Annotated in this window: 20 protein-coding genes; 7 read left to right on the top strand and 13 right to left on the bottom strand. The window is 63.5% G+C overall.

Annotation, left to right across the window (positions count from 1 at the left end; all coding sequences use genetic code 11):
• Positions 1-23 precede the first annotated feature (23 nt).
• From EN824_RS08780 to EN824_RS08760, 5 genes are all read right to left on the bottom strand, one after another.
• A complete protein-coding gene (locus EN824_RS08780) occupies positions 24-464 on the bottom strand; it encodes a hypothetical protein (protein WP_135883388.1) in 441 nt (146 codons plus the stop codon).
• Positions 465-646: 182 nt separating this feature from the next.
• The gene (locus EN824_RS08775; protein WP_245511631.1) at positions 647-2,035 is read right to left on the bottom strand and encodes an ATP-binding protein; all 1,389 of its coding nucleotides are present in this window, start codon (positions 2,033-2,035) and stop codon (positions 647-649) included.
• Positions 2,036-2,063: 28 nt separating this feature from the next.
• On the bottom strand, positions 2,064-2,729 hold the full coding sequence (locus EN824_RS08770) for a response regulator transcription factor (RefSeq protein ID WP_015318627.1): 666 nt from the start codon (positions 2,727-2,729) through the stop codon (positions 2,064-2,066).
• A gap of 90 nt (positions 2,730-2,819) precedes the next feature.
• Positions 2,820-3,119 carry a hypothetical protein gene (locus EN824_RS08765; RefSeq protein WP_127871342.1) on the bottom strand — a complete coding sequence of 100 codons (300 nt, stop codon included), beginning with the start codon at positions 3,117-3,119 and terminating at the stop codon, positions 2,820-2,822.
• Between the two features lie 170 nt (positions 3,120-3,289).
• Complete coding sequence (locus EN824_RS08760) at positions 3,290-3,697, bottom strand: DUF3168 domain-containing protein (protein WP_127278457.1); 408 nt, start codon at positions 3,695-3,697, stop codon at positions 3,290-3,292.
• 259 nt (positions 3,698-3,956) lie between these two features.
• Here EN824_RS08760 and EN824_RS08755 point away from each other — a divergent pair, with 259 nt between their 5' ends.
• Entirely contained in the window at positions 3,957-4,745 is a 789-nt protein-coding gene (locus EN824_RS08755; RefSeq protein WP_135883389.1) for a fumarylacetoacetate hydrolase family protein, read from the top strand.
• Here the strand turns inward: EN824_RS08755 and EN824_RS08750 are convergent.
• The 5 genes from EN824_RS08750 to EN824_RS08730 form a co-directional block, all read right to left on the bottom strand.
• Positions 4,742-5,557: an ABC transporter permease gene (locus tag EN824_RS08750; RefSeq protein ID WP_135932151.1), complete on the bottom strand. Its 816-nt coding sequence runs from the start codon at positions 5,555-5,557 to the stop codon at positions 4,742-4,744. The genes EN824_RS08755 and EN824_RS08750 overlap by 4 nt on opposite strands.
• Positions 5,558-5,561: 4 nt before the next feature.
• The gene (locus EN824_RS08745) at positions 5,562-6,395 is read right to left on the bottom strand and encodes an ABC transporter permease (RefSeq protein ID WP_135883390.1); all 834 of its coding nucleotides are present in this window, start codon (positions 6,393-6,395) and stop codon (positions 5,562-5,564) included.
• Between the two features lie 22 nt (positions 6,396-6,417).
• A complete protein-coding gene (locus tag EN824_RS08740; RefSeq protein ID WP_127280994.1) occupies positions 6,418-7,530 on the bottom strand; it encodes an ABC transporter substrate-binding protein in 1,113 nt (370 codons plus the stop codon).
• Positions 7,531-7,599: 69 nt separating this feature from the next.
• Positions 7,600-8,694 carry an ABC transporter ATP-binding protein gene (locus EN824_RS08735; RefSeq protein ID WP_127280993.1) on the bottom strand — a complete coding sequence of 365 codons (1,095 nt, stop codon included), beginning with the start codon at positions 8,692-8,694 and terminating at the stop codon, positions 7,600-7,602.
• A 166-nt stretch (positions 8,695-8,860) separates the two neighbouring features.
• Complete coding sequence (locus EN824_RS08730; RefSeq protein ID WP_127280983.1) at positions 8,861-9,748, bottom strand: LysR substrate-binding domain-containing protein; 888 nt, start codon at positions 9,746-9,748, stop codon at positions 8,861-8,863.
• Positions 9,749-9,824: 76 nt separating this feature from the next.
• Between EN824_RS08730 and EN824_RS08725 the strand changes: the two genes are divergently transcribed.
• The 6 genes from EN824_RS08725 to EN824_RS08695 all read left to right on the top strand — a co-directional run bounded on the left by EN824_RS08725 (position 9,825) and on the right by EN824_RS08695 (position 17,496).
• Positions 9,825-11,426: an amidohydrolase gene (locus tag EN824_RS08725; protein WP_189522145.1), complete on the top strand. Its 1,602-nt coding sequence runs from the start codon at positions 9,825-9,827 to the stop codon at positions 11,424-11,426.
• A gap of 23 nt (positions 11,427-11,449) precedes the next feature.
• The gene (locus EN824_RS08720; RefSeq protein WP_135932149.1) at positions 11,450-12,382 is read left to right on the top strand and encodes a dimethylarginine dimethylaminohydrolase family protein; all 933 of its coding nucleotides are present in this window, start codon (positions 11,450-11,452) and stop codon (positions 12,380-12,382) included.
• 224 nt (positions 12,383-12,606) lie between these two features.
• A complete protein-coding gene (locus EN824_RS08715; RefSeq protein ID WP_135932148.1) occupies positions 12,607-14,760 on the top strand; it encodes a penicillin-binding protein 1A in 2,154 nt (717 codons plus the stop codon).
• Between the two features lie 109 nt (positions 14,761-14,869).
• Entirely contained in the window at positions 14,870-15,454 is a 585-nt protein-coding gene (locus EN824_RS08710) for a DUF1214 domain-containing protein (protein WP_127871333.1), read from the top strand.
• Complete coding sequence (locus EN824_RS08705; protein WP_127277827.1) at positions 15,447-16,016, top strand: DUF1254 domain-containing protein; 570 nt, start codon at positions 15,447-15,449, stop codon at positions 16,014-16,016. The genes EN824_RS08710 and EN824_RS08705 overlap by 8 nt, the downstream gene beginning before the upstream one ends.
• A gap of 454 nt (positions 16,017-16,470) precedes the next feature.
• Positions 16,471-17,496, top strand: a complete 1,026-nt coding sequence (locus EN824_RS08695; RefSeq protein ID WP_189522144.1) for a hypothetical protein — start codon at positions 16,471-16,473, stop codon at positions 17,494-17,496.
• Here the strand turns inward: EN824_RS08695 and EN824_RS08690 are convergent.
• The 3 genes from EN824_RS08690 to EN824_RS08680 all read right to left on the bottom strand — a co-directional run bounded on the left by EN824_RS08690 (position 17,474) and on the right by EN824_RS08680 (position 20,436).
• Positions 17,474-17,821, bottom strand: coding sequence for a DUF1491 family protein (locus tag EN824_RS08690; protein ID WP_127871331.1), 348 nt, complete (start codon positions 17,819-17,821; stop codon positions 17,474-17,476). The two genes, EN824_RS08695 and EN824_RS08690, sit on opposite strands and share 23 nt — an antisense overlap.
• Positions 17,822-17,891: 70 nt before the next feature.
• A complete protein-coding gene (locus tag EN824_RS08685) occupies positions 17,892-18,710 on the bottom strand; it encodes a peptidoglycan-binding protein (RefSeq protein WP_135932146.1) in 819 nt (272 codons plus the stop codon).
• Positions 18,685-20,436, bottom strand: a complete 1,752-nt coding sequence (locus tag EN824_RS08680) for a HAMP domain-containing sensor histidine kinase (RefSeq protein ID WP_127277822.1) — start codon at positions 20,434-20,436, stop codon at positions 18,685-18,687. The genes EN824_RS08685 and EN824_RS08680 overlap by 26 nt, the downstream gene beginning before the upstream one ends.
• Between the last annotated feature and the right edge of the window lie 414 nt (positions 20,437-20,850).

Raw genomic sequence — 20,850 nt, 5'->3', positions numbered from 1 at the left:
GGGTCGCAACCGGACCCGGCGTGCTAGGTCAATGGTGTCCAGCCGCCGTCGGAATTGCGGCAGGCTGTTCCGTGCGCCGTGACACTGGCGCTGCCGGTGAACACCGTCTGCGTATACTGGCGGCAATCCTGCGAACCAACGCGGTAAGGTTGGGCTGGCACGACCTCGCCATGGCGCGAGGCCTGATCGCCCTTCCACGCCACCTTCTGCCCGCTCGTCGTGTATTCAAGCGCCTTGTATTCAGCCTCGAGCGCGCTGCGCTTTTCCGTGTCGCTCAGGCCATTGCCGACAGACCCGCCAATGAGGCCGCCGCCCATGGCGGAAATGATCGACTTGGTGACGACCTTGCCGCCGGCCGGGGGCGTCGAGGCCGGGGTCGCGGCCACGGTGGGGCCCTTGCCGCTTAAGGTGGTGCAGCCCGACACGGCCAGCAATGCGGAAACAAGCGCGACGCGAATCTTCATGCCAACAACCGGTATTCCTGAGTTGGAGCTTGCCATGGATGCGCCTGGCATCATCTGAGAAGTGGGCATGGCCATACTATTGATATTTGTCGGAAATTTGGCCGCCGCCGGCCAGTATGAGGTCAATCGATATGCCGCCATAGCATGTGCCACCCGTTGGTGTCGATTGGTCTGGGCAAACGTCACTGAAGGCTCCGCAATCGCACCGCTGCCTTCAGACCACCCATGCCGGAACGCCCCAGATCCAGGCCACCTCCGTACTCGTTGACGAGGTCGGCGACGATGGCGAGGCCCAGGCCCGTTCCCGGCTTTGTCTCGTCCAGGCGCCGTCCGCGTTTCATGGCTTCGCGCGCCTTGTCCTCGGGAATGCCAGGGCCGTCATCCTCGATGCTGATCTCGAACAGGCTCTCATCCTTGCTGACCAAGGGCACGACCGAGACCGCGACAGCACTCCTTGCCCATTTCATCGCATTCTCGAGAAGATTGCCGAGCAGTTCCTCGAGGTCCTCGCGTTCGCCGGCAAAGACGATCTCGGTGGCCGGCAGCGACAGCGACAGGCTGGTCCGCGGGTTGAGCTTCTGCAAAACACGCACCATGCGCTGTACCAGCGGCGCCACGGGCGTGCGGTAGACGACGCTGTCGCGCTGCGCCGCGACGCGGGCGCGCTGCAAATAGTGATCGATCTGCTTTTGCATGGAGGCGGCCTGCTCGGCGATCAACTGCCCCTTGGCGCCGCCAAGCGCCCGGCCCTCGTTGAGCAGCACGGCGAGCGGCGTCTTCAGCGAATGGGCGAGGTTGCCGACCTGGGTCCGCGAACGCTCGACAATGCGTTTGTTGTTTTCGATCAAAGCGTTGGTTTCGTTGGCCAACGGTTCGATCTCGGCCGGGAAGCGGCCGTCGAGCTTCTGCGCGGTGCCCTCGCGCACCATGGCGAGTGCGTTCCTGACCCTGCGCAGCGGCTGCAGCCCGAGCAGGATGGCGATGGCGTTGATGGCGATCATGCCGATGCCGAACAGGCTGAGATAGGTCAACAGGCGACGCTGGAAGGTCCCTATTTCCTGCTCCAGCTCGGTCTTGTTTCCCATGACGCGGAAGCGCGCGGCGCGGTTCTTGGCATCGAGAACGAATTCGCTCTCGAACACGACCAGTTCTTCGCCGTTGATGCCTTGCGCGGCATAGCTACGCTGGAAATTGGCGTTGAAAGGAACATCCGCCACATCGGGCGACGGGATGGTCCGGGTCATGGACGACGAATGGAGATCGCCGTGCACGCCTTCCGAGGCGGGCTCGACGGACCAGTACCAGCCCGAATTCGGCTCCGAGAAACGGAGGTCGCCAAGATCGGGCGAGCCGGTCAGCGCGCCGCTGTCGGAAATGCCAATGGAGCCGATCAGGTTGAACAGATGCGCCGACAGCAAACTGTCGAAGCCCCGCTCGCTGGCTTGGCGGTAGAGCGTGGTGATCAGGGTGAAGATGACGACCAGGGTCAGGATCGCCCATACCGTGGAGAAGGCGATAACGCGGAACGTCAGCGAGCGCGGCCAAGCGCGTAGCGAAAGCCGTCTGCCCACGGTTGGGTTGGTAGGAAGCGGTTCCGCCTTACGCCTCCGGCTCACGCATACGGTAGCCCATGCCGCGCACGGTTTCGATCATGTCGATGCCCATCTTCTTGCGCAGCCGCCCGACAAAGACCTCGATCGTGTTGGAATCGCGGTCGAAATCCTGGTCGTAGAGATGCTCGACCAGTTCGGTGCGCGAAACGACCTCGCCCATGTGGTGCATCAGATAGGCAAGCAGCCGGAATTCGTGCGAGGTCAATTTCAGCGGCACGCCATTGACATCGGCCTTCGAAGCCTTGGTGTCGAGACGCAGCGGCCCACAGGTCAGTTCCGACGAGGCGTGGCCGGCAGCGCGGCGGATCAGGGCCCTGACCCGTGCTAGTACCTCCTCGATGTGGAACGGCTTGGTGACGTAGTCGTCGGCGCCGGCGTCGATGCCCGAGACCTTGTCGCTCCAGCGGTCACGCGCGGTCAGGATCAGCACCGGCATCTTGCGGCCGCCGCGACGCCAACGCTCGACCACGCTGATGCCGTCCATCTGCGGCAGGCCGATGTCGAGCACGACGGCATCGTAAGGCTCCGTGTCGCCGAGGAAATGACCCTCCTCGCCATCGAAGGCACGGTCGACGACATAGCCGGCATCGACCAGCGCATCGGAAATCTGCCGGTTGAGATCCTTGTCATCCTCGACGACGAGTACGCGCATGCGGGGACCAATGCCTGTTGACTGAGGTTTCAGATATAGGCCGATTCCGGCGGCCTGGGAAACGGAGCCCTGTAGGACGAGAAGACTGCGTCAGTTCTGCGGAACGACGATTTCGGAGCGGCGCGGACGCTGCCCGTCCTTGCCCGGCACGAGGACGACGATAACGCAGACCGGCTGGCCGCCACGCGTCGACGCCGAGGCCTTGGCGAGTGTTCCACCATTCTGCTGGGCCACCTGCTGACCGATCGCATAGCAGTCGGATGCGGCCAGGACGATCGGGGTGGGCTGATCGGGCGCGATCGCCGGTATCGCCATTGCCTGCGACGCAAACATCCCGGCGGCACTAAGCGCCAGGGTCGCGGTTCGGAAATGGGAGCGAAGCGTTTTCATGACCGGCGTTGTAACGCATCGGTGCTGAACGTGAAATGAACAGTGAACGGCCCTGAACCCATGCTCGCCACACCCCTGCAACGCGAGATAGACAATCTGGATTCACCGCCCCACCAGTGAACCCCGCGAAAGCCCAGTCTAGACTCCGTTTCGATGATATTGAAAGCGCGTCAGGCGTTTTCCTGCGTCAGCGCTCGGAATCGCAGCAGACCATGATGGACAAGCAGTTCCTCATCATAACGCGCCTCGGTGAATTCAAGCGACAGCCGCGTCTGTCCACGCGGGCCGATCACCAGCACCGCGTCGGCAAGGCGCGCCTTGATGGCGGCCATGATGGCAAGCGTTTCGGCTTCACCATGGGCCTTCGACCAGACATGCAGCGTGATCAGCTGGTCGTCGTTATTCTCGGCGCCGGTATCCCAGTCAAAAGCCGAGGTCTGGCCTGAAGTCACATAGGGAAAGGCGGCGGTGTCGGTTGCCCGCTCGAGCAGCCCGGCGCCGCCGAGCAGCGTCGACAGCGACGCATCGCTTTTCAACCTGAGGAACAGGGCCTGCTGCAAATCACCGGGCGCGGTCATCGTTCTTTCCCTCGCCTGTTGCGCCACCGACCCTTGCCTGCCAGAAGCTCTTCCGCGTTCTAGACGCTTTGCCATATATAACCATTTCCCGCACGGACAGGTTTGCCGATTCGTGGTCTCGATGATGAATGCCGATGATCTCGAAAATACGACTTGCCAACAATCTCCTCAGCGGACGCGGCATAGCGATACCGGTTGCGCACCGCAAGCACCATCAACGCCCGGCAGCGGGCCATTTTCCCAGATTCGGGAGCTGACCATGCTCGATCCACAAAAGGCCAAAGCCGCGTCGCGTCTGCTCGTAAGCCATTGGGACCATGGCACCCATCTCGACGCCATACCTGAGGAGCTTCGCCCGAAGACACGGACCGAAGGCTATGCCATCCAGGCCCATGTCATGGATCGTTCGGCGGTCCCGCTTTTCGGCTGGAAGATCGCGGCAACCAGTCTTGCCGGTCAAAGGCATATCAATGTCGACGGCCCGATGGCCGGGCGCCTGCTGGCAGAGAAAGCGGTCGCGGTTGGCGGGACCGTCTCGCTCGCGACGAGCAAGATGCGGGTCGCCGAGATCGAATTCGCTTTCCGTTTTGGCCGGCAGATCCCGCCGCGCCCGGCGCCTTATGAAATCGCCGAGGTGATAGATGCCGTGGCAACCTTGCATCCGGCGATAGAAATACCGGACTCGCGCTACGACGATTTCCGCGCCGTCGGTGCGCCACAGCTGATAGCGGACAATGCCTGTGCCAATCTGTTCGTCATCGGCCAGCCCACGCAAGACGAATGGCGTGACGTGAACCTCGCGGAACACCCGGTGACCGGTCTTGTTTCGGGCAAGTCGCGGCACGACGGAACCGGCGCGGCGGTGTTAGGCGACCCGCGTATTGCGCTCACATGGATCGTCAACGAACTGTCGGGCCTCGGCATAGCGCTCCAGCCGGGACAGGTGGTGATCACAGGCACTTGCGTGACGCCGATACGCGTCGAGGCTGGTGATGAAGTGATCGGCGATTTGGGCAAATTTGGCCGCGTCTCGGTACGGTTTGTCTAGACCGGCTTGCTCTCCCGGTTCAGCCTGACCACGAAGCTCCTCACCGCCAGAACCAGCACGGTGATGATGATCAATATCACGGAAAGCGCCGCGATCGCCGGGTCGATGTTGTCGCGCAGGCCCATCCACATCAGGCGCGGCAGCGTGATGGCGTTGACCGAGGTGATGAACAGGGTGACGCCGATCTCTTCCCAGGAGAGTACGAATGAGAGCAGTGCCGCGGTGACGATGCCAAACTTGATGTTGGGCATAATGACGCGCGTGGCGCGTTCCCACACGCTTGCACCGAGACCGCGCGCGGCAAGGTCGATGCGCCGATCGAGCTGGCTGAGCGAGACCAGGATCAGCACGGTCGCGAATGGCACCGTCATCACCGAATGCGCCATGGCAACGCCGAGCCAGGTGTCGTAGCCGAAGAAGGAACTGACGCCTGAGATCGAGGTGAGCAGGAAGTAGAGCGTCACCGCCGAGACCACCGGCGGCACAACCATCGGCAGCAGCACGAAACCGACCAGGGCTGCCGTAAAGCGCGGCTGGAACATCCAGACGCCGAGGCTGAAACTAAGCGCCAGTACGGTTGAAATAGCGCTGCTGACGATGCCGACCCGGATCGAAAGCAGGATCGACTGGAGCCAGCGCGGGTCCTCGATCAACGAGCGATAGTGGCGCAGCGACAATTCACCCGTCGGCATTGCCAGCATGCGGCTCGGCGTCAGCGAGACCGGAATGACGGCCAGCAGCGGCAACAGCAGGAACAGCGCCACCAGCACGGCGAGGATCAGCGAGACGGGTCCGGGGCGATAGGTCGGCATCACGCTACACCAGTTGCTTCGGTTTGACGTATCGGAAGAGCAGCGCCATCAGGGCGCCGACGAAGACCACCAGCACGACGCTGATCGCGGCCCCCAGTCCCCAGTCCGGGCTCTGGAATATCCGGAGATAGATCAATTCGGCGATCATCACGCTGCGGCCGCCGCCGAGAATCGCCGGCGTGACGAAGAAGCCGAGCGAGAAGACGAAGACGATCATCGCCGAGCCGATGATGCCGGAGCGCGTCATCGGCACGAACACCGTCCAGAAGGTGCGCATGCGGCTGGAACCCAGCCCGCGCGCCGCGAGCAGCACGCGCTCGTCCAGGCTGCGCATTGCTGACGCCAACGGAAAGACGGCGAAAGGAATGAGGAAATGCGTCATGCCGACGATGACGCCGAATTCGTTGCGCACCAAAGTCAGCGGTTCGGAGATGAAACCGATGGACTGCAGCCAGGTGTTGATGAGGCCGCGGTTGGACAAAAGCGCCACCCAGCCGAAGGCGCGCGTCAGCACCGAGATCCAGAACGGCACCAGGATGCAGAATTCGGCGATGAGGCGCTGCGCTGGGCTGCCGCGCACCCAGACGACCGTGATGGCGTAGGCGGCGGCGACCGACACGATGGTGACGATGGCCGCGATGCGCAGCGTGCGGATGAACACCGACTGCACCAGATCGTCGGTGAGCAACGCCTGGTACTGGCCAAGCCCGGGCGTCGGCAAGGTGAAGCTCCACTTCACCACGCCGAGAAACGGCCAGGCATAGGCCAGGACGAGGAACAGGAGCAGCGGCGCCATCAACAGCGCCGCGCCCATCCTGTCGGAGAGAACACCTCTCATGTCAGCTCAGCAACGCCAGTGATCAGGCGGAGATGATCTTGGTGTATTCGTCGAGGGCCGCGCCGTAGTTCTTGGCGTACCAGTCCATGTCGAGCGGGATCTGCTTCTTCATGTTCTCCGGATCGACGGGGTTGATGCGCTTCTTGTCGGCGGGGATCAGCGCATCGGCCGCCGGATTGGCCGGCCCCTGGCCGAGCTTGTCGAACATGACGAGCTGCTTTTCCGGATCCTGGGCGCTGGCGATGAACTTCATCGCCGCATCCTTGCCGCCTGGGTTGTTCTTGAGCACGGCCAGCGCACCGGGCGAGATCAGACCCTGGTCCCAGATGAACTTGATCTTGCCGCCGGAATCCTGCTCGATCAGCGAGGCCCGTGTCGACCACACGATCGCCATCGACGCTTCGCCATTGAGCAGCACGCTCTGGCTCTCGGCGCCGCCGCCCCAATAGGCGACGACGTTTTCCTTGAAGGCTGATATCTTGTCATGCGCACGCTTCAAGTCGAGCGGGTAGAGCGACGCCGGCGCAATGCCGTCGGCCAGAAGGGCCGCTTCCCAGCTCGACACGCCCCATTTGTAAAGGGAACGCTTGCCGGGGAATTTCTTCACATCGAAGAAATCGGCCATGCCGGTCGGTGCATCCTTGCCGTATTTCTCGGAATCGTAGGCGATGACATAGGAGAAGAAATAGGTCGAGGCGGCATAGTCCCAGCCGAAACCGGGACGCATCTTCTTCTTGTCGACGATATTGTAGTCGATCGGCTCGAGCATGCCTTGCGCGCCGAGCGTGATGGCCGAGAACGGATCGACGTCGACAAGGTCCCAGGTCGGGGCGCCGCTCTTGGACTGCGCGGCGATCGCGCCTTCGGTCGGGCCCGAGCCGTCCATCTTGACGGTGATGCCGGTGTCCTTGGTGAAAGCCTGGCCATAGGCGGCGTCGTAAGCCGTGATCGCGTCGCCGCCCCAATTCACCAGCACCAGTTCCTTCGCCGCCGCGAAGGCTCCGGTCGAGCGCAGCAGCATCGGCGAGCCTGCAAGCACGAGTGCCGCGAGTTGCGTGAACTGGCGGCGCGAGATCTCGCCGCGTCTCGTCCTCTCGGACAGCGTTTCGATGGCCTGTTTCTTGGTGTCGTTCATGTCAGTTCCCCTTTGTTTTCGTTGATTTCAATCCGGAAACCGGTGCGGCGGATCAGGCCGCACCGGCGCTCATTGTCCTCCATCCGGAAGGAGGAAGCCCTTTTCCGCCGGCCATGTCAGCCAGACGGAATTGCCCTTGCTGAGAGCAGCCGCCGCGACCTCGTTGGGCACCGAGACGGTTACCTTGGCACCATGGCGCGTGGTGAGGTCGAGCTTGGTCGCCGCCCCCAGATAGGTCGAGGCGATCGCGGTCGCGGCGATGCCGTTCTCTCCAGCTGCCGCCTCGGGCGCGATCGACATGTGTTCGGGCCGGATCGCCAGGATGGCGTCACCGCGGACTTTCTCGGCCTTGCAGTGCATGCTGACCGCGCGGTCCTCGCAAAGGCCGGTCGAGCCGTGGTCGGCGGGCTTGACCCCCTTCAGCGGCAGCATGTTGATCTCGCCGAGGAACTCGGCGACGAAGCGATTGTCCGGCCGGTCGTAGACCTCGTCCGGCGCCCCGACCTGCAGCAGTTTGCCGTGGTTGAAAATGGCGACGCGCGACGACAGCGCCAGCGCCTCGCTCTGGTCGTGGGTGACGAAGACGAAGGTGGTGCCGGTCTCCTGATGCAGGCGCTTCATCTCGGCCTGCATCTGGCCGCGCAGGCTCTTGTCCAACGCCGAAAACGGCTCGTCGAGGAGGAGCACGCCCGGCTCGAACACCAGCGCGCGGGCAAGGGCGACGCGCTGCTGCTGGCCGCCGGACAGCTGCGACGGCAGTTTCTTCTCGTGGCCGACCAGACCGACGCGCTCGATCATCTCGCCGACGCGCTTCCTGATCTCGGCGGCCGATTTCTTGCGGACCTTGAGCGGGAAAGCGATGTTGGCTTCGACGCTCATATGCGGAAACAGCGCATAACCCTGGAACACCATGCCGGCGGCACGCTGCTCGGCCGGGCGGTCGGTGATGTCGGCGCCGTCGCTGAAAAGCCTGCCCTCGCTCGGCTGCACGAAGCCGGCCAGGATCATCAGGAAGGTGGTCTTGCCGGAGCCGGAGGGGCCAAGCAGGGTCAGGAACTCGCCGCGCCCGATGTCAAGCGTCAGATTGTCCAGTGCACGGAACGAGCCGAAGCTCTTGCCGATCCCGATTGCCTTGATCTCTGCGGCCCGGCCGGGTTGTAGCATCCTGCCTCTATCCTTACCGTTGAGCCAAATCGTAGGCAGGGCCGAAGCTCACCGCAACCGAATAGTTTTCGCCTGATCGGCAAATTTGATTCACGGGTGGATGGAAGATGGCGTGGCTGGAACCGCCAATCTCCCCCTCGTGGGGGATCTGCTAGTCTTAATTCGCCTAGAGCCTGTTCTCCGATAGCTTTGCCCTCAACCAATCGCTGAAGGCATTGAGTACCGGATGTCCCGCCTTGGCATGCTCGAAGACCAGGAAATATGAGCGTGGCGAGGGGACCGACGCCTCGAACGGCTTGACCAGGCGGCCTTCGCTCAGCGCCCGGCGGCCTGTCAGTTCGTCGCCCATGGCAATCCCCTGCCCGGCGACCGCCGCCGAAAAGACGAGGTTCATGTCGGAAAAGAAGATGCCGCCCTCGGTGTCGGGATTTTCCACCTTCGACAGTGCCAGCCAGCGGGCCCAGTCCTCGGTGTCGCCGAGATGGAGCAAATTGGCGCGCAGCACGTCGGCGGGCTTGGAAAACCCACCGACCTTGTTGAGCAGCGTCGGGCTGCAGAGCGGCGTGAACGAGACCTCGCAGAGCAGTTCCACCGCGCGGTTCGGCCAGTTGCCGACGCCAAAGGCGATGAAAGCGTCGGCCTCCGCATTGCTGACGTCATCGAGGCGACGAGGCGTCAAGATCGAGAGTGCCACGTCCCGATACATTTGCTGGAACTCGCCGATATGGGAGCAAAGGAACATCGAGGCGAAGCCCGGAGGGCAGGAAATGGCAAACGAACCGCCGACGCCCGCACCGCTGTTTTGCGCTCCCGCGTCGCCGAGCACGGTTAGCGCCTTCCTGACATCGGCCGCATAGCGCTGGCCGCGCGGCGTCAGCGCCACGCCCTTGCCGATGCGTTGCAGGAGATCGAAGCCAAGGTCACGCTCGAGCAACCGCAGCTGATGCGAGACGGCGCTGCGGGTCAGGTGCAGTTCGTCGGCGGCACGCCAGACGCTGCCATGCCTGGCGAAACTGTCGAGGGCGCGTAGCGCCTGTGTCGAAGGAATTCTCAAGAGGTGAACCGAATTTGCACGAACCGGGAAAACATATCACTTTTTGGCGAGCCGCTTCACTGCTTTCTTCTAGAGCATGGACAAACCGGTGACGACATCGGCGCAAGAGACCGCGCTTGCCTGCCTCGACGGCATCCAGCCGCTGCTGTCGGCCTGGACACGCAGCATCTTCGATTTCGGCGAGACCGCATGGCGCGAGTACCAATCGGCCGCCTGGTATGTCGATCGGCTCAAACGCGAGGGATTTTCCGTCGAGGAAGGCTCGGGCGGCATGCCGACCGCCTTCTGCGCCCACTGGACGAACGGCGCCGGACCGACAATCGGCATGTATGCCGAATATGATGCCGTGCCCGGCAATTGCCAGGACGCCGTGACGGTGAGGCAGCCGCGACCTGGCCTTGGTGTCGAGGCCGGCGGCCATACCGACCCGCATTCGGGGCTCGGCATAGCAAGCCTCGGCGGGCTGCTAGCGACCAAGGCCGCCATGCAGCGCCACGACATTCAGGGCACGCTGCGCTTTACCGGCGAGCCGGCCGAAAAGGTGCGCGGTTCGAAGCCGATCCATGCGGCAAAAGGCTATTATGACGGCCTTGCCGGCATGATTTCCTTCCATCCATTTTACATGCTGCCGCTCTGCAACACCGCTCGCTGGGATACGCATTGCGGCGCGGCCTATGCGATGATCTATCGTTTCGTCTGCGACGAACCCGAAAACTGGATTCGCGCAGGCGACGGCGTGCCGATCCCGCAGGCGCATTCGGCGGTCAGGGCACCGGGCGCCAACGATGCGCTGATGACCATGTACATGGCCTCCAAGGCGTTGCGCGATTCCATGCTGCCGCATCAGGGCGGCTGGTCGATCAGCGAGGCGATCCTGACCGCTGGCCAGGCCACGGCCGACAATCTGCCGGCGGGCCTGGCCGAGATCCAGTACATGATCCGCGTGCCGACCATCGGCATGGCCGAGCAGGTGACGGCGGTGCTCGACCGCAACGCCGCGGCCGCGGCCGCGATCAGCGGCTGCCGCTACGAGCGGCACTGGGTGTCGAAGTCGCGGCCGGGGCTGGCCAACCACGCCATGGCAGGGATTACCTACGAAGCCCTGTCGACGGTCGGGCCGCCACGCTGGGACGAGGCCGCCAGGACGATCGCGCGGGAAATCCAGGTCAATGCCGGCGGCACCGCGACCGAAAACCCCTTCATCGATGAGCTGGAGCGGCTGATTTCGCCACAGGAGGCCGAGGCGATCTTGCGCCGCGACCTGCCGCCCTCCCAGGTGAATTCGACCTCCGACGACTACACCGACATGAGCTGGCACGCGCCGACCGCGCGCTTCTATGTCGCCCGCCCAGCGCTGCGCTCGGCAAACGGCCACGCTTTTCCGGCATGGGTGATGAATGCTCTGGGCGGCATTCCCGCGACGATCGATCCGATGGTCATCTGCGCGGCCAAAACGGTCGCGCTGGCGGCGCTGCACCTGCTCGAGGACAAGACCGCCCGCGACGAGGCGATGAACGAGTTCACCACCCGCACCGGCGGCGGCATCGGCGGCTCCAACTGGATCGCGCCGCTCTGCGACTACGAGCCGCCGATCAACTTCCGCTGGCCGGAATATGTCACCACGCCGCGCGGGCGCGACTGGTGGATACCAAACAATGCGCGACCGACCAATTCTTGAGAACAATCCACGAGGAGAACCGCATGACCGTTCATGACCGCATCGTCGCCGAACCGTTTTCGCTGCAACGCCGCAACCCGGTCGGCGGCACCAAGCCACTGACATCATGGGGCTTCGCCAACGAGACCGACGTCTTGACCGACGTGCTGCTCGGATCGCCGAACTTCCTGCGTCACCTCTCGACCAGCTCGCTCTCGCGAAAACATCTGCGCGAGGCGCCCTGCAATGTCCAGATCGCGCAGGCCCAGCACAAGGATCTGGTCGCGGCCTACGAGCATTTCGGCGTCAATATCCATTGGCACGAGCCGACGCCGGAGCTGCCGATGCAGGTCTATTCCCGTGATTCCAGCGTCATGACGCCTTATGGCGCCATCATCACCGCCATGGCCAACTGGTGGCGGCGCGGCGAGAACTATGCCGCCATCCGCACCTATGAAAAGCTCGGCATCCCGATCTACGACATGGTGACGGCCGGCACCTTCGAGGGCGGCGACTTCAACGTCATCGAGGACGGCGTGGTGCTGATCGGCTGCGGCGGCGCCCGCACGCAGGAGGAAGGCGCCCGCCAGGTGCAGGCCTGGTTCGAGAAGGAAGGTTGGGAGACGCGCATCGCCTTCATCGACGAATATTACGTCCACATCGACCTGATGGTTGTGCCGATCGCCGAAAAGCTCACCGCCGTCTGCCTCGCCTGCACCGAACCCGGCATCGTCGACTGGCTGAAGGGCAAGGGTCACGAGATCATCGACGTGCCCTTCCAGGACACGATGGCGCTCGGCTGCAACTTCATGTCGCTCGGCAAGGACCGGGTGATCGCGCCGACCTCCAGCCAGACGCTGATCGGCCAACTCAAGGCGCGCGGCTTCGAGGTCGCGGCGGTCGACATGAGCGAAATCTCCAAGACCGGCGGCGGCATTCATTGCATGGCGCAGGCACTGAAGCGCGAGGCGGCCTGATAGCCCGGGAAAAGGCAAATCCCGCTCGCTCGCCCGATCAAGAATCTGGCGGGCGAGGAGCCGGGCCGCCGGCTACCCGGCTCTTCCATCGACAAACCTTGCAGCTGTGTCCCCGACGCCCTTGTGAGTGTCGGCAAAATGGATGAATAGTCGGAACAGGGCACCGCCCTGAAATTGCCCGCTTGCGGTTTTCAGGTCGCGCCAGAGCCGAGCCGGGTTTTAGAATGGTCAACCCTGAACCGCGTAAGAGAAGAGGTCCGATCGCCTCCCGCCTTCTGGCGCTGGACGCGTGGCTCGATTCCTCGCTCTATGAGATCGGGTTCAAGGCGCGCGAGTTCTGGGAGACCGCGACGATCTTCTCGCGGCGCTTCCGTCTCAAGGGCTGGCGCCGTGGCTTCATCGAACTGTTGAGCGAAGGTTTTACACTCGGCGCCGGCGGCATGGTGGTGATGCTGGCGCTGGCGATACCCGCTTTCCAGGACACCACGGGGGACTGGCGTGCCCAAGGCGACTTCGCGGTCACCTTCCTGGACCGCTACGGCAACGAGATCGGCCAGCGCGGCATCATCCAGCGCGATTCAGTACCGGTCGACGAGATGCCCGACCACGTCATCAAGGCGGTGCTCGCCACCGAGGATCGACGCTTTTTCGACCATTACGGCATCGACGTGCTCGGCCTTTCCAGGGCGATCTTCGAGAATGTGCGGGCGAACTCGGTCGTCCAGGGCGGCTCCAGCATCACCCAGCAGCTGGCCAAGAACCTGTTCCTGACCAATGAGCGCACGTTCGAGCGCAAGATCAAGGAAGCCTTCCTGTCGCTCTGGCTGGAGGCCAATCTGTCGAAGAAGGAAATCCTGCAGCTCTATCTCGACCGCGCCTATATGGGCGGCGGTACGTTCGGCATCGAGGCGGCGGCGGATTTCTATTTCGGCAAGAGCGTCAAAGACCTGAACCTTGCCGAAGCGGCGATGCTCGCCGGCCTGTTCAAGGCGCCGACCAAATACGCGCCGCACATCAACCTGCCGGCGGCACGCGCGCGCGCCAATGTGGTGCTGTCCAACCTCGTCGATTCCGGCTTCATGACCGAAGGCCAGGTGCTGCAGGCCAGGCTGCATCCGGCCGACGTCGTCGACCGCGGCGAACAGAAGAGTCCCGACTACTACCTCGACTGGGCCTTCGACGAGGTCAAGAAGATCGCCAAGCCCGGTCAGCACTCGCTGGTCGCCCATACCACCTTCGACGCCAACATCCAGAAGGCGGCGGAGGAGTCCGTCGAGTTCCACCTGCGCCAGTTCGGCAAGGAATACAACGTCACCGAAGGCGCGGTGGTGGTCATCGAGACCAATGGCGCGGTGCGGGCGATCGTTGGCGGCCGCGATTACGGCGCCAGCCAGTTCAACCGTGCCACCAAGGCACTGCGGCAGACCGGCTCGTCTTTCAAGCCCTATGTCTACGCCACGGCGATGGAACACGGCTTCACGCCGAACTCCATCATCTCGGGTGGGCCGATCAGCTGGGGCAACTGGTCACCGCACAATTACAGCGGCGAGTCGGCGGGTAACATCACGCTGATCATGGCGATGGCCAAGTCGATCAACACCGTGCCGGTGCGACTGGCCAAGGACCATCTCGGAATCGCGCCGATCAAGGCATTGGCGGAATCGTTTGGCGTGGAATCGCCGCTCGAAGGGCACAAGACGATGGTGCTCGGCACCTCGGGCATGACCGTGATGGACCAGGCGACGGGTTACAGCGTCTTTGCCCAGAACGGTTTCGTCGGCTCCAGGCACGGCATCACCCAGCTCGTCACCCGCACCGGCGACGTGGTCTATGACTGGACCAAGGACGCGCCGCCGCCGCATCGCGTGCTGTCCGAGCAGGCGCTGAAATCCATGAACACCATGCTGGCGGCCGTGCCGGTGATGGGCACGGCGCGGCGGGCGCAAATTCCCAACATCGTCGTCGCCGGCAAGACCGGCACGACACAATCCTACCGCGATGCCTGGTTCGTCGGCTTCACCGGCAACTACACGGCGGCCGTGTGGCTGGGCAATGACGATTTCACCCCCACCAAGAACATGACCGGCGGCTCGCTGCCGGCGATGGTGTGGCAGCGGCTGATGGTCTACGCGCACCAGAACATCGACCTGAAGCCGATCCCCGGTATCGACAAACCCTTCGTTGACGAGGAGATCGCGGCCAAGGCCGCCGACGCGCAGAAGAAGAGCGAGGAGCAGGCAGCGGCCGACGCCGCCGCCGAGCGGCCGCCGGTGCTGTCCAGCCGAACCACGCAGACGCTGCGGGACATGAGCCAGCTGTTCCAGACGGCGCCCAAACTCGAAGCCCCCACTCCACCCGAGACGCTTTCGGCCCTGTGACATCCGCCCGGTAAGACAAGACCGGCAGGCAAAACCATCACGCCGGCTTGCCACAGGGCCCTGCGCCGCGATATCCCCGAACGGCAATCCTTCGCGCACCCGGCCCTTAATGCTCAAGAATGCTTTCCTGATGCTGATTTCGCTTGCCATAGCCGTTGGCGGGGGCGGTGCCAGCGTCTGGTATGCGCTGAAGATCCAGGACGGCGTCGGCGCGATCAGGATCGGCCAGTGGACCGCCTTCCCCGACATCGGCACACCGGCCGCGGATCCCTATTCCAAGGCGCGCGTGGCGCGCGAGGGCGTGCTGGCGCTCGGCCGCGCCGAAGGCCTGTCCTTCGTGGCGGAAAATGATGCCGCCGGCGACCAGCTCAAGCGGGAATGCACCTACAGGATCGAGGGTGGATTTCCAACGGCCCGGTTCTGGACGCTTTATGCCGCCGATCAATCGCTCGGCGTCGTCGAGACCGGCAAATCGCGGCTTGCGGCACTTCAGTCCTACGAGGTGCTGCGCCAACCGGACAATTCGGTGATCATTTCCGTCGGCCATCACCCGATGCCGGGCAACTGGCTTCTGACCGACGGTTCGGGAAGGATGTACTTCGTCCTGACCTTCTATGACACGCCAATCGCCAGCAGCACCGGCCTGTCGGACGTTTCGCTGCCCAGGATCGTCAAGGCAGGCTGCGATGCGTAGTTTGCGTGCCGCATTGCGCAGGCTTCTGCATGCCATCCTGCTCGGCCTCGTCGGCGCCGGCATCGTCCACATTATCGTCCTGCTTCTGGTGCCGGAATTTTCGGAACGTGACGCCTGGTCGCGTCTCTCCCTGGCGTCGGATCTCTACAGGATGAATCGGCTCGACGCCGAAGCGGGCGGTGCGCCGGTGGTGAAGTCGGTCGACCCGCTGTTTTATGCCACGGCCTGCCGCTTCGACCTCGAGGAGGGAATGGTGCGGATCAAGGCACCAGGAAACGTCCCCTTCTGGTCGGTGTCGGTCTATGACCGCAGCGGTCACAATGTCTATTCCTTCAACGACCATACGGCGACGGGCGGCAAGCTGGATGCAGTCGTGCTGACGCCGGCGCAGATGATCGACGTGCGCAAGGACCTGCCCGAAGACCTGCAGGGAGCGATTTTTGTCGAGGCGCCCATCGACGAAGGCATCTTCGTCATCCGCAGCTTCGTGCCCGACGAGAGCTGGAAGCCGATCGTGTCGCGCTTTCTCGATCAAAGTTCCTGCGAGCTGCAGGATTTCTAGGCCGCCGACCAGAGGTCCAGAGCTGAAGGGCTGGCGGACCAGGCCACAGCCTTAAGGCTTAGTGATGCGGCACTGGCGTCCGTGGCGATCCCGGCTTGTCCGGGCCTGCGGGCCGCGCTTCGCCGGTGCTGGGCCGCTCATAACGGATGCCGGGAAATATGATCACGGCCGCCGGTATCTCGGTGGTTTGCTTGGCTCGATTGGTCGGTGCCGCACGCGGCACGAAAGACAGTACCATGCCCATGGTTCGCGCATTCCTCTCGGTTTCCCCGGAGCACAACGCAACGCCTCCAAATATCATTAAGGCCGGCAGAGGGTTAACGGACCGCTAACGGATCGTCGCTAACTTGATCTTTGTCTAGAGGTCAGAGCGTTCTGACCGAGGCAATCGCGAAGCCGGCACAGTTCCGGTGGCGCGAGGCCAAGTGTGTATCCGGTGTCAGGCGTATCCCTCGTGTCATCTTCGGACTTCAGGCAAATCGCGATCAGGACGGAATCGGGAAAAGCCGAAAGGTTGTTCCGCGCCGCCGTGTCGGCGTTCTGCTCACTGACGCGCCCGTCGCGCCGCGAGATCGGCCAGCTCGAGGACTTGACCCTGCCGCTGTTCGACGACGTGTCCGTCGAATCGCGACGCTACGTGGCAGCCGCCCTTTCCGAATGCGAATATGCACCCGCGGCCCTGGTGCGGCGCCTCTGCGAGGAACCGGTCGACATCGCCGCTCCGCTGCTCATCCGCTCACGCGCCGTCAGCGATATCGACCTGATCGCGCTGATTGGCCGGCATGGGCTGCCGCATGCGCGCGCCATAGCGCGGCGCAAGGAGCTGAACCCGACCATCGCCGATCTGATCAGGGCGCTTGAAAGACCGACCTTGGTGCGGGTGCGGGATCCGGAAGCAGCCCCGGCGCAAGGCCTTGCCGTAAAGACGCAAGCGACGGCGGACCGTGCGGAAACCCAGCAGACGCCCGGCGTTGCCGCCGAGAACGCGCGGCGCAGGCTGCGCTCCATGATGCACACCGGCGACGAAGCCTTGGCCGCGAAGATCGATGCGTTCCCAGGTGCGGATACCTATGTCAAACTGCGCGAGACGGCACTGACGGGAAACGCCGCCTTCTTCCAGACCGCGCTAGCGGACGCCCTCGACATTGATTTCTCGATCGCGCAATCGCTGATCGCCAACCAGAACTATGCGCCGCTGCTTGCGGCGCTGCGTTCGCTCGACTTCAGCGAGGACCGGGCATTCCTGATCACGGTTGCCGTCTATCCCGGCCTGTTCCCGCATCCGCAGGCCATCCGCACCTATCTCGACCGTTACCGCCTGCTGCATCGCGATGCGGCCCTGGAGACGGTGCGGGGATGGAAAGCCGAAACCCTGTCGAAGGCGGCTCGCAACGTTTCGCCGACGAACGGCGACAGCCGCAAGGACTCCAACGGCGACGAAGCCGACGCCCCCGGCCTCAGGGCGTCTTCACGGAAATAAGCTCCTCGACGGGAACGCTCCCGGCCTCGATCTCGACCACCCAGATGTCGGGATCGAATTTTTTCTCGCGCTCAAGTCTCGCATCCAGCACGGCGGCATCATCGCCGGTGGCGAGAAGGCTGAAAAAACGGTCCTCGGGCTTGGCCGAATCGTAGCTTGTCTGCGGTGCCGGCCCGTAAAGAGCCGTTTCACCCATCCTGCCCCGCGCCAGGATGAACACAGCCCCGGCCTCGGTCGCACCGCGATTGACCACGGCGGCAAATCCGCCAGCGCCGAAAACCCGGCGCAACAGGGCCGACACCCACAGATCAGCGGTCACACGCATGGAAGACTCCCGACGACATGCGGGCTCTCTATCGAAATTTCCCATGCAGGGCGAGCCGTCGTTTCGGCCGTCAGTTGGTCAGGCCGATCTCGCGCATCTTGACGTAGACGATCTCGTCGGGCTCGCCGGTCTGCGGCAGTCCGAACAGCGACTGGAATTCCTTGATCGCCGCCTTGGTGCGCGCACCGACGACGCCATCCAGTTGCATGTCGTCATTGCCGAAGGCCTTGAGCCCGGCCTGGATCTTGACGATGCGGGGATCGGGTCCTTCGGTGGAGGCCGAGGCGGAACTCGCCTGCCCGGAATTCGTCTGCCCAGAATTCGTCTGCCCAGAATTCGTCTGCAACGACACGGGAACGGCGGCCGACGGCATGGCGGGACGAGGCTGCGGCTTGGGCACGGCGGCGGTCTTCGGCGTTGCCCCCAACTGGTCCAGCAGCAGCGCGTCGATCTCGCCCGAGGCGTTCAGCCCGACCTTCTGCTGATAGGCCTGTATGGCCTTGCGCGTGTTGGGGCCGGAAATGCCGTCGACGGTGCCAGAGTAGAAATCGAGATCCTTCAATATGCCCTGCACCTGCTCGACCACCGGATCGCCCTTGATCGGGGCGGGCGCAGCGTTGGGCCGCACGATGTTGATCGTCGTCTCCGGCTCGTTGGCTGCGTGCGGGAAGCCCTGGAAATTGCGTGTGGCGAAAAATGCCCCGGCGTGCGGGAAAGGCTGATACCACAGTGCATTCGCCGAGACGTAGAACAGCGTCACCAGGAATGCGGTCGATCCTCCCACAAGGACGGGATTGCGCGAAATCATGCCGCCAACGGCGATGGCGCCGTCCTGAAAGGCATTGCTGCGGCGTTTGACCGCCTTAGGCTGTTTTGCGGAGCGAGCCATTTCCGTCCCCTTTCGCCCTCGTCACCGGCATCGTCAGCACTCCGGTTTGGTTGGCGGGGCGTCCCTTCGGCCCGCTGACCGGCAGGCTGATGGTCACCGTGGTGCCCTCGCCCGGCATGCTTTCGATCGACATGGTCCCTTCATGCAAGGCGACCAGCCCCTTCACCAGGGAAAGGCCAAGACCCGTCCCCTCGAAACGGCGGGTATAATCGTTCTGGATCTGCATGAAGGGCTTGCCGAGATTGGCGAAATCCTCCTCGGCGATGCCGATGCCGGTGTCCCTGACCCAGAAATGCAGACGTGAGCCGATCCGCTTGGCGCCGACGACGACGTCGCCGCCGTCGGGGGTGAACTTGATCGCGTTGGAAACGAGGTTGATGAGCATCTGCTGTACGGCGCGGCGATCGGCATTGATATCGCCTGCGTCAGGGGCGATCTGCGTCCGCAGGTCGATATTCTTGGCCTGTGCCTGCAGCCGCATCATAGACTGGCACATGTCCACGGCTTCCACGAACCGGAACGGCTCCGGTTCGGTGGCGTAGACGCCCGATTCGATCCTCGATACGTCGAGTATGGATGTCACGACTGCCAGCAAATGCTGGCCCGAATCCCGCACGAGGCCGACATATTCCTTCTGGCGCGGGTCCTTGAAGGCGCCGAACATCTCATGCAGCAGCATGTCGGAGAAGCCGATGATGGCGTTCAACGGCGTGCGCAGTTCATGGCTCACCACCGCCAGGAACCTGCCCTTGGCCACTTCGGCGGCGGCCGCCGTCTCATTGGCTTGCGCCAGTTCTTCGCGCAGCCGCGCTGTCTCGTCATTCTCGCGCAGGACAAGCGTGAAAACGTCGCTTTGTTCCTCGCCGCGCACCAGTTCCAGCGCGAATGGCTGATAGTTGTCGGCCACAAACCCATTTCCGTTCTGGGTGCCGTTGCCACTCTGGGGCAGCCTGATGCGCAATTCGAGACGACGCGACAGTGCGCCGTCTCGCATGTCGGCCAGGGCGCTGAGATAGGCGACACGGTCCGACAGGTGGACGCGGTCGAAGAGGCCCGTTCCGGACAACAGCTCAGGCGGCAATTTCAGAAGCGTACGCGCCTTGGCGGACGCATCCACGACTTCGCCGTGGCGGGCGATCCGCAAGACCACCGCGTCGATGATGTCTTCCAATCGGTCCCCTGCATCGACCGTATCGGCCGCGCCGGCGGTACCGCGAAAAGCCGATATGCGCGGGATGAGGGTCAGCGCCCAGGCCAATGGCACCAACCAGTGCCAGGCGGCGATGTGCGCGTCCACGAAGGGGAGGAAGGCGGCCGACAGGGACTGAATGGCGATGGCGATGGCGGCCGAGGCGCCCCCCCACAATGCCGCACGCCGCGACGCGCCGATCCACCAGGCTTCGAATGGCAGCGCCAGGGCAAGCATGGCGACAGGTGAACTCAATCCGCCTGCGGCACCGATGAGACCGCCAAGGGCAATCGCCGCCATCGCCAGCGCGATCGGTCCCGCGGCGGCCATCTTGCCGGTCGCGGCCACCAGGAGGGCGACGAACCAGCACAGACCGAAGGCGGCGAAAATGGCGGCCATGGTCACGGCGGCCCCCATGCCCGATGTAACCAGCGTGACCGCGGCACCCGCTGCAAAGAACGGCGCGGCCAGCATCACGCCTATGAAACGGCGCTGGCGCTCGCGGTCGCTGCGCCCGAGAACGCTGGGATGAACCATGCGTTCACAACCGGCCGCCATTGCGCCAGGCAATTCAGCGTATCTGGCCTCGATCGGCATCAACTCAACGCACTCGCACTCGTCGGGAACAGCTCTGCTTTTGCAGATTGTCTTGATTGGCTTTGAAACTCGCATCCAGCGTTTAAGGAATGGATAAGGCAGGGCCGACCAAGGCCGGCCCTGCGGGAAATATCGGGATGACGGCCGCCGAAAACCCGGGCAAATGCAGCCATAGTAAACGGAGGGTTATTCGCGAACGCCCGCCATCAGCGGCCAAGCGGCAGGAACGGGATCGCCTTGATTTGCGAAAAATGTCATATAAACAAATAGATAAATGGTTATCGGATGGTAACGAGAATCGTCCCGATATGAAACAAATCGACAGCAAAAACGCTTCGTTTCGAATTTGCCTAA

The sequence above is a fragment of the Mesorhizobium sp. M8A.F.Ca.ET.181.01.1.1 genome, assembly GCF_004792025.1.
GTDB lineage: Bacteria > Pseudomonadota > Alphaproteobacteria > Rhizobiales > Rhizobiaceae > Mesorhizobium.
Note: the sequence above shows the minus strand (reverse complement) of the source record. Positions and strands in the feature narration are given on the sequence as shown.